Raw genomic sequence first — 7,678 nt, forward strand, 5'->3', positions numbered from 1 at the left:
CTCTCTCCCCCGAACCTCCACTCACCGTTTTCCGTGAGTCCTGCACCCGCCATGCGACATCATCCGACTTTCAGAAAGCGGTGAGAGGGTGGCCTGGGGGGAGAGAGAGGTAGCCCTCTTTCCTCCCGGCTGAAGGAACGCCGATGCACAGTCTCCACCGCGCCCTCTTCCAGCCCCGCCGCATCGCCCTGGTCGGGGCGTCGAGCGACCCCAAGCGCCTGACCGCGCGCGCGCAGCTCTACCTGCGCAAGCATGGCTACCAGGGCGACATCCTGCCGGTCCATCCGCGGGAGGCCGAGGTGCTGGGCGAGCGCGCCTGGCCGACGGTCGCCGACATCCCGGGCACGGTGGATTTCGCCTATATCCTGCTCAACACGCCGCAGGTCGAAGGCGTGGTGGAGGCGGTGGCCGCCAAGGGCATTCCCGCCGCCTGCGTCCTGGCCGACGGCTTCGCCGAGGCGGGGCCGGAGGGCGCCGCGCGGCAATCCCGCCTGCTGGCGACCGCGAAGCGCGCGGGGCTCCGCATCCTCGGGCCCAATTCCATGGGCGTGGTCAACCTGAACGACCGCATCGCCTGCTCGGTCAACGCGGCGCTGGAGGCCGACTCGCTGCCGGCCGGCCGCATCGCCCTGGTCAGCCAGTCCGGGTCCATGATGGGCGCCATCATGTCGCGCGGCGCGGCCCGCGGCATCGGCTTCTCCCACCTCGTCGGCACGGGGAACGAGGCGGACCTGACCGCCGGCGAGGTCGCCGGCCTGCTGGTGGACGACCCGCAGGTGGACGCGATCCTGCTGTTCCTCGAAGCCATCCGCGAACCGCGGCATTTCGCCGACCTCGCCCGCCGCGCGCATGCCGCCGGCAAGCCGGTCATCGCCTACAAGCTCGGCCGCTCCCCCTATGGCGCGGAACTCGCCACCAGCCATACCGGCGCGCTGGCCGGCTCGGACGCGGCGGCGGAGGCCTTCTTCCGCGCCCATGGCATCCTGCGGGTCACGACGCTGGAGGCGTTGATCGAGCTGCCGGCCCTGGCCCGCGCCGCCCGCCCGCCCGCGCAGCCGAAGCGCGCCGTCAGCGTCACCACCACCACGGGCGGCGGCGGCGCCATGGCGGTGGACTGCCTCGGCGTCGCGGGCATCGAGGCGCGCGCGCCCGATGCCGCCGCCGGCGCGAAGCTGGACGCGGCCGGCATCGCGCATCATGGCCGCCTGCTCGACCTGACGCTGGCCGGCGCGAAGCCGGACCGCGTCGCCGCCGCGATCGACGCGCTGCAGGCGGCGGGCGACACCGATCTCGTGCTCTCGGTCATCGGCTCCTCGGCCCAGTTCCGGCCGCAGGATGCGGTGGCCGGCATCGTCCGCGCGCGGGATGCCGGCGGCGCCAAGCCGGTCGCCGCCTTCCTGGTGCCGCAGGCCGATGCCTCGCTGCGCCTGCTGGCCGAGGCCGGCATCCCCGCCTTCCGCACGCCGGAATCCGCCGCCGACTGCATCCGCGCCTGGTGCGACTGGCAGGCGCCGCGCGCCGCCGCGGCCGCACCGGCGGTTGCGCATGCCCTGCCGGCCCGGCCGGACGAGGCCGATGCGCGCCACCTCCTCGCCGCCCTCGGCCTTACCAGCCCCTTCGCGGTGCTGCGCAGCCCGCAGGATCCGGCGCCCGACCTGCGCTTCCCGGTGGCGCTGAAGATCCTGTCGCCCGACCTGGCGCATAAGACCGAGGTCGGCGGCGTCCGCCTGTACATCCCCGATGCCGCCACGCTGGCGGCGGAGGCCGCGGCCATGCAGGCCCGCGTCGCAGCCGCTGCGCCCGCCGCGCGGCTCACCGGCTTCCTCGTCCAGCCCATGGCGAAGGGCCTCGGCGAGGCCATCCTCGGCTTCCGGCGGGACCCGGAGGTCGGGCCGGTTGTCCTGCTCGGCACCGGCGGCATCACCGCCGAATTGTTCCGCGACGTGACGCTCTGCCTCGCCCCCGTCACCGAGCATGAGGCCATGGCGATGATCGCGGAGGTGAAGGGGCTGCGGCCGCTCGGCGGCTGGCGCGGCCTGCCGCGTGGCGACCTGGCGGCGCTGGCCCGCGCCGTGGTCGCGTTATCGCGTCTTGCCGCGCGGGAGGATATCGCGGAAGCGGAGATCAATCCGCTCATCATCCATCCCGGCTCCGAGGGCGTGACGGTGGCGGATGCCTGGGCGGTGCCGGCCGGCTGAGGTTCCGCGGCCCCGGCCGCCGGGGCGCCGCCGATGTGCTGATCCATGCGGCGGCGCGCCCGGGCCCGCCGCCCCGAGGACCCCTTCCCGATGCGCGCGACGATCTTCCCCACCCTGCCCTACCGCGACGCGGCGGCGGCGGTGGCCTGGCTCTGCCGGGCCTTCGGCTTCGAGCCACGCCGCGTGCAGCGGGATTCGGCCGGCACCGTGATCTTCGCGCAGCTCGTGCTCGGCGACGGCATGGTCATCCTGGGCCCCGCGCCGGCCGAAGGCTCGGGCGCCGTTCAGCTCCCGCCGCTCGGCCATGTGACGCAGAGCGCCTATGTGATGGTCACCGATGCCGATGCGCACCATGCCCGCGCGAAGCGGGCCGGCGCCGAGATCGTCGCGCCGCCGGCCGACGAGCCCATGGGTGGCCGCAGCTATTCCTGCCGCGACCTGGAAGGGCATCTCTGGCATTTCGGCACCTACGATCCCTGGGCGCAGGCCTGACGCCGGGGCGGATCGCGGCGGGCGATGATCGGCCCGGCGCGTGACGCCGCGCCGCGGGGCCGCGCCGGGTGCCGGGCGCTGGGGGGCCTCGCGCTGCCGCGTCGCGCCTGCCATGCTGCCGGCGCCATGTCCGACACCGATCCCGAAGGGCTGATCCGTGGCCGCTACGGCGTGCCGCAGAATGCGCCCCTGCCCTTCCAGCCCGCGGCCGAGGTGCCGCCGGCCCTCGCCGCCCTGCTCGACCGCCGCGTGACGCGCCGCTACGCGCCGGACCCGGTGCCGGAGGCGCTGCTGCAGACCGTGCTGGCGGGCGCGCAATCGGCGCCCAGCAAGTCCGACCTGCAGCAATACGCCGTCATCGTCCTCCAGGATGCGGCGAAGATCGCCCGCATCGCCGACTGGATCGGCGGCATGGACTGGATCAAGCAGGCGCCGGTCTTCCTGCTGTTCTGCGGCGATGTGCGGCGCGGGCGGCGGGTCTGCGCGCTGCACGGCCGGCGCCATGCCAACGACAACGTGGACACCTTCGTCAACGCCACCGCCGATGCCGCCCTCGCCCTCGGCTTTACGGTGATGGCGGCGGAGGCGGCCGGGCTCGGCACCTGCCCGATCTCCTATGTGCGGAACCATGTGGAGAAGATCGGGCCGATGTGCGGCCTGCCGGAGGGCGTGTTTCCGGTCGCCGGCCTGACGCTGGGCGTCCCCGCCGGGCCGCGGAACTGGCTCTCGCCCCGCCTGCCGCAGCGCGTGGTGGTGCACCGCGAGCAGTACGACGACAGCGGGCTGGAGGCGGCGCTGCCCGCCTATGACGCCGCCCGCCCGCCGGCGAAGCCGCGCTATCCGGAAATCCTCGGCCCGAAGCCGGAAGGCTGCGCCTGGTCGGAGAATGCCGCGCGGCAGCTTTCGGTGCCGGAGCGCTTCGGGCTGCGCACCTGGCTGAAGCTGCAGGGCCTGTCGCTTGACTGACGATGCGCCCGGCCGGGAGCGACCCACCGACGACAACCCGGGCGCCGAGGCGCTGGCGCCGCGCACCACGCCGCGCGCCGTCCGGCCGAAGCATGCCGCCAGCCTGATCCTGTGGCGGCAGGGGAAGGATGGGCCGGAGGTGCTGATGGGCCTGCGGCACGCCCGGCACCGCTTCATGCCGAATGTCCTGGTCTTTCCCGGCGGCCGGGTGGACCGCGCCGACCACCGCGCCCCGGCGCTGAGCGAGCTGCCTGCCTTCACCCGCGCCTGCCTCGAGCGGAAGGCGCCGCCCTCGCTGGCCCGCGCGCTGGGCATCGCCGCGGCGCGGGAGCTGGAGGAGGAGACCGGCCTGGTGCTCGGCCGGACGGAGGGGCGGCGGCTACTGCCCGATCTCGGCGCGCTGGAGTATCTCTGCCGCGCGGTGACGCCGGCCGGCCTGCCGCGCCGCTTCAACGCCCGTTTCCTGGTCGCGCCGGCCGCGGCGGCGCAGGGCGCGCTGCGCGGGTCCGGCGAGCTGGAGGAGCTGCGCTACTTCGCCTTCGAGGACGCCTTCCGGCACAAGATCGCCACGATCACGGCGAAGGTGCTGGCGGAGTTCCGCGACTGGCTGGCGATGCCGCCGGCGGCGCGGGAGGCACGGGAGCTGATCTGCTTCCGCGGCCAGGACACGCGGACGCCGGAACGCTGAGCGCGTCCCGGCGCCGGCCCGGCCTCAGGCGATCGCCCAGGTGTCGCCGGGGACGCGGATCACCGCGCGCTCCCGCTCCAGCTTGATCAGATGGCTCAGCAGGCTGCGGCCGGCCGGCCCGACCAGCCGGGGGTCGAGCGGGCCATAGACCGGCCCGACCAGCTCCTCGGCCGTGGCCACGCCGGCCTTGCCGAGCGCGGCCAGCACCTTCGCCTCCCGCTCCTCCCGATGGGCGTGCAGCCCGGCGAGGAAGGGCTTCGGGTCGCGGATCGGCGGGCCATGGCCGGGCAGCAGCACCTGGTCGTCGCGCGCCATCACGCGTTCCAGGCTGCGCATGTAGTCCGTCATGTCGCCATCCGGCGGGCTGACCACGCTGGTGGACCAGCTCATCACATGGTCGGCGCTGAACAGCACGGATTGCTCCCCCTTTGGGCCCTCCATCGCGAAGCATAGATGGTTGGCGCAATGGCCGGGCGTGTGCAGCGCGGTCAGCCGCCAGCCCGGCCCTTCCACGACGCCGCCATCCGGCACCGCGACATCGGGGCGGAAGCCGTGGTCGCCGCCCTCCCCGCCCGCCTCGGGCGGCGTCATGTGCGGGCCGAAGCCATAAGTGCGCGCGCCGGTCGCGGCCACCAGCGCCGCGGCGCCGGGCGAATGGTCGCGATGCGTGTGCGTGACGATCACCTGCGTGATGCGCTCGCCCGCAGTCGCCCGCAGCAGCGCATCGAGATGCGCCGCATCCTCCGGCCCGGGGTCGATCACCGCGACCTCCCCGCGCCCCACGATGTAGCTGTTGGTGCCGCGGAAGGTGAAGGCGGACGGGTTGTTGCAGACCAGGCGCCGCACGCCGGGCGCCGTCTCCTCCGCCACGCCATGCGGCAGCGGATCCTCCCGCAGGAAGGTCAGGCCCATCAGCGTTTTCCTTTCCGGACGAGTTCGCGGTGCAGGATGTAGAGGCCGGCCACGACGATCAAGGCCGAGCCCGCGACCATGCCGAGCCCGGGCAGGTCGCCGAAGACCAGCCAGCCCAGCCCCACCGACCAGAGCAGCGCCGAATAGGAATAGGGCGCGACCGCCGAGACCTGGGCGCTCGCCCAGGCCTCGGTCAGCAGCCATTGCGCGCAGCCGCCGACCAGCCCGACCAGCACCAGCAGGCCCAGCTCGCCCCATGTCGGCGTCACCCAGAAGAAGGGCAGCAGCAGCAGCGCGTAGCAGCCCATCAGCAGCGACTGCCACAGGGTGATGGTCGCGCTGCTCTCGGTGGCGGAAAGCTGCCGCACCAGCAGCGTCGTCAGCGCCGAGAACATGCCCTGCGCCACGCCGGCGGCGGTGCCGCGCAGCAGCTCGGGCGACAGGCCGGCGCCGCCCAGGCCCTGCCCGGCGGCGATCAGCAGCACGCCGCAGAAGCCGAGGCCGACCGCGCTCCAGCGATGCAGCCCGACGCGTTCGCCGAGGAAGGGGATGGCGAGGATCGTCACGAAGAGCGGCTGGGTGTAGCCCAGCGCCACCTGCTCCGCCAAAGGGAGGATGCCAAGCGCATAGAAGCCCAGCGTCTGCGCCGCGATGCCGGTGCAGGCGCGCAGCGCATGCCCGCCGAAGCGCCGCGTCCGCAGCGTGGCGCCGCCCGACCGCGCGGTGATCAGCAGCACCACCGGCAGGGCGAAGGCGCTGCGGAAGAACATGATCTCGATGACCGGGATGTGGTCGGCCAGGGTCTTCACCACCGCGCCCATGGCGGTGAACAGCGCATGCGCCGCCAGCATGCACAGCGCGCCGCGGCGGATGTCGTGCCGCAGCGCCATCAGTCCGGGGCCGCCGCGCGTTCCTCGGCCCGGCGCAGCCTCTCCCGGTGCACGTTGTAGAGCCCGGCGCCCACCACGACGACGGCGCCGCCCAGCGTGGTCCAGGCCGGCACATCGCCCCAGATGAGGTAGCCGAGCAGGATGCCCCAGAGCAGCGGGGTGTATTCGAAGGGCGCGATGGCGGAAACCGGCGCCAGGCCGAAGCCGCGGCCGAACAGGATCTGCGCCACCGCATTCAGGCCGGCGAAGCCGATCAGGGTGGCGACGGCCCAGATCGGCGGCAGCAGCGGCGGCGGACCGCCCGCCGGCCACATCGCCGGCCAGGCCAGCAGCACCAGGCCGACCGGCACCTGCGCCAGCAGCACGTAGAACGCCATGCTGTCGGGCGTGTCGGTGCGCGTCAGCATGCGGGTCCAGATCCGGCTCATCGCCATCACCGCCGTCGCCACCAGCAACAGCGCGGATTCCCAGCGCCACAGCTCGCCGCCCGGCTGCAGCATGAACAGCACGCCGGCGAAGCCCACCGCGGTGCTGCACCAGCGCCGCCAGCCGACCGTCTCCCCCAGCAGCGGGATGGCGAACAGCGTCATCAGCAGCGGCGCTGCGGCGGCGACCGCGTAGCTGTCGGCCAGGGTGACGCCGAGCGACCAGGCCAGGTACCAGGCGGCCGAGACGCAGGCCTGCAGCAGGCCGCGCACCGCGAGCAGCGGCTTGTTGACCGCCGCCAGCGCCCGGCCACGCGACAGCAGCAGCACCGCCAGCGCGCCGAAGATGCCGCGCCAGACCATGGCGGCGGCCGGCCCGACCTCGGGCAGCACGTATTTCACCGTCGCATCGGCGACCGAGATCACCGCATAGCCCAGCGCCACGAAGGTCAGGCCGCGCATGGCCTCCTCCCCCGTCGGCGCACCCCAGCCCGGGGCGCTGGCGATGCCGGGACGCGTCGCGGGGACGCGCTGCGCGGCGGCGGTCCCGGGCGGCGCGCTCAAGGCCGCGGCCCGGACAAGCGTCGTTCCATCACTCCTCGCGGCGGAGCAGCCGGTAGCCTTCGATCTCCGCCACCGGACGGTAACGCCTCAAGGTCTCGGCGAACAATGGATGCCGGGCGAAATACGCCAGGAAATCGAAGCGCTCGCCGCAATCCGGGATGCCGGGATTGGTCGCGACGAGGATGGCGGCCGGCGGCGCCCGCGCGAAATCCTCGGCGACGCTGCGATAGACGAAGAATTCCGCGCGCGGCATCTCCCAGGTCTCGCGGTAGCGGGCGCCGCCGGCCGGGCAATCCTGGTACACGCCCTGCAGCAGCCAGAGATTCATGGTCCGCAGCGTCGACTGCGCCCGCGCGTAGTTCAGCGCCGGATAGACCGGGAAGACATCGGGCGAGAGGACCAGCAGGCGCTCCCCATAGGCTTCGCGCTTGAGCAGCGCGGTCACCTCGCCGCCGCGGGACCAGGACCAGGTGATCTGCCGCCAGGGCGCCTCGGCCCCCGTCAGCGCGATGCCGGCGAAGGCGAAGGCGGCGGCCACCGCCG

General features: G+C 73.8%; 7 protein-coding genes and 1 pseudogene. 4 read left to right on the top strand and 4 right to left on the bottom strand.

What is annotated here, in order from left to right:
- Positions 1 to 143: 143 nt before the first annotated feature.
- The 4 genes from E2C05_RS14830 to E2C05_RS14845 all read left to right on the top strand — a co-directional run bounded on the left by E2C05_RS14830 (position 144) and on the right by E2C05_RS14845 (position 4,344).
- Complete coding sequence (locus E2C05_RS14830; protein ID WP_133220420.1) at positions 144 to 2,198, top strand: acetate--CoA ligase family protein; 2,055 nt, start codon at positions 144 to 146, stop codon at positions 2,196 to 2,198.
- Between the two features lie 90 nt (positions 2,199 to 2,288).
- The gene (locus E2C05_RS14835) at positions 2,289 to 2,690 is read left to right on the top strand and encodes a VOC family protein (RefSeq protein WP_133220421.1); all 402 of its coding nucleotides are present in this window, start codon (positions 2,289 to 2,291) and stop codon (positions 2,688 to 2,690) included.
- A 126-nt stretch (positions 2,691 to 2,816) separates the two neighbouring features.
- Entirely contained in the window at positions 2,817 to 3,656 is an 840-nt protein-coding gene (locus tag E2C05_RS14840; protein ID WP_158292132.1) for a nitroreductase family protein, read from the top strand.
- Positions 3,649 to 4,344, top strand: coding sequence for an NUDIX hydrolase (locus E2C05_RS14845; protein WP_240046746.1), 696 nt, complete (start codon positions 3,649 to 3,651; stop codon positions 4,342 to 4,344). Before E2C05_RS14840 ends, E2C05_RS14845 begins: the two co-directional genes overlap by 8 nt.
- A gap of 24 nt (positions 4,345 to 4,368) precedes the next feature.
- Here E2C05_RS14845 and E2C05_RS14850 read toward each other — a convergent pair whose 3' ends face one another.
- The 4 genes and pseudogenes from E2C05_RS14850 to E2C05_RS33025 all read right to left on the bottom strand — a co-directional run.
- Positions 4,369 to 5,256, bottom strand: coding sequence for an MBL fold metallo-hydrolase (locus tag E2C05_RS14850; protein ID WP_133220423.1), 888 nt, complete (start codon positions 5,254 to 5,256; stop codon positions 4,369 to 4,371).
- The gene (locus E2C05_RS14855; RefSeq protein ID WP_133220424.1) at positions 5,256 to 6,146 is read right to left on the bottom strand and encodes a DMT family transporter; all 891 of its coding nucleotides are present in this window, start codon (positions 6,144 to 6,146) and stop codon (positions 5,256 to 5,258) included. The genes E2C05_RS14850 and E2C05_RS14855 overlap by 1 nt, the downstream gene beginning before the upstream one ends.
- The gene (locus E2C05_RS14860; RefSeq protein ID WP_133220425.1) at positions 6,146 to 7,033 is read right to left on the bottom strand and encodes a DMT family transporter; all 888 of its coding nucleotides are present in this window, start codon (positions 7,031 to 7,033) and stop codon (positions 6,146 to 6,148) included. The genes E2C05_RS14855 and E2C05_RS14860 overlap by 1 nt, the downstream gene beginning before the upstream one ends.
- Before the next feature lie 130 nt (positions 7,034 to 7,163).
- Positions 7,164 to 7,678: pseudogene (locus E2C05_RS33025) on the bottom strand (hypothetical protein); the annotation flags it as partial.

This window comes from Paracraurococcus ruber (genome assembly GCF_004353985.1).
Taxonomy (GTDB): domain Bacteria; phylum Pseudomonadota; class Alphaproteobacteria; order Acetobacterales; family Acetobacteraceae; genus Paracraurococcus; species Paracraurococcus ruber.

Excerpts from the sequence above, each read along its gene's own strand:
- E2C05_RS14830 (WP_133220420.1), top strand. The coding sequence starts at position 144 with ATGCACAGTCTCCACCGCGCCCTCTTCCAGCCCCGCCGCATCGCCCTG.
- E2C05_RS14835 (WP_133220421.1), top strand. The coding sequence starts at position 2,289 with ATGCGCGCGACGATCTTCCCCACCCTGCCCTACCGCGACGCGGCGGCG.
- E2C05_RS14840 (WP_158292132.1), top strand. The coding sequence starts at position 2,817 with ATGTCCGACACCGATCCCGAAGGGCTGATCCGTGGCCGCTACGGCGTG.
- E2C05_RS14850 (WP_133220423.1), bottom strand. The coding sequence starts at position 5,256 with ATGGGCCTGACCTTCCTGCGGGAGGATCCGCTGCCGCATGGCGTGGCG.
- E2C05_RS14855 (WP_133220424.1), bottom strand. The coding sequence starts at position 6,146 with ATGGCGCTGCGGCACGACATCCGCCGCGGCGCGCTGTGCATGCTGGCG.
- E2C05_RS14860 (WP_133220425.1), bottom strand. The coding sequence starts at position 7,033 with ATGCGCGGCCTGACCTTCGTGGCGCTGGGCTATGCGGTGATCTCGGTC.